Here is a 543-nt window from a genome sequence, read left to right as displayed (position 1 = left end):
CACCACAGATTGAGCTGGCGAAAAGCGGGCGCAGTTTCCTGAAAGGTTTACTGACCAATCTCGCTAATCCGAAAGCGATTATCTACTTTGGCTCGGTGTTCTCATTGTTTGTCGGTGATAACGTTGGCACTACCGCGCGCTGGGGCATTTTTGCGCTGATCATTGTCGAAACACTGGCGTGGTTTACCGTCGTTGCCAGCCTGTTTGCCCTGCCGCAAATGCGCCGTGGTTATCAACGTCTGGCGAAGTGGATTGATGGTTTTGCCGGGGCGTTATTTGCCGGATTTGGCATTCATTTGATTATTTCGCGGTGATGCCAGACGCGTCTTCAGAGTAAGTCGGATAAGGCGTTTACGCCGCATCCGACATTATTTTTCACGCATGCCTCGCCGATGCTAACAGCGCTCCCACCAGCATAAACAACGAGCCGAAAATCTTATTCAGCGCCTTCATCTGCTTTGGTCCTTTAATCCATAGAGCAATCCGTTGAGCAAGGGTGGCGTAACCGATCATCACAATAATATCGACTACAATAGTGGTGAC

General features: G+C 50.1%; 2 protein-coding genes. One reads left to right on the top strand and one right to left on the bottom strand.

All coding sequences use genetic code 11. The features are described from left to right. Positions 1–314, top strand: a 314-nt coding sequence (locus tag ACWKXT_RS24330) for a LysE family transporter (RefSeq protein WP_454542716.1), incomplete at its 5' end; no start/stop codon positions are given. A 61-nt stretch (positions 315–375) separates the two neighbouring features. On the opposite strand, the gene ACWKXT_RS24325 is transcribed toward ACWKXT_RS24330, so the two are convergent. Then, positions 376–543: LysE family transporter (locus ACWKXT_RS24325; RefSeq protein WP_454542717.1), on the bottom strand; the 168-nt coding region annotated here is incomplete at its 5' end.

The sequence above is a fragment of the Enterobacter sp. UPMP701 genome (assembly GCF_053709515.1).
Note: the sequence above shows the minus strand (reverse complement) of the source record. Positions and strands in the feature narration are given on the sequence as shown.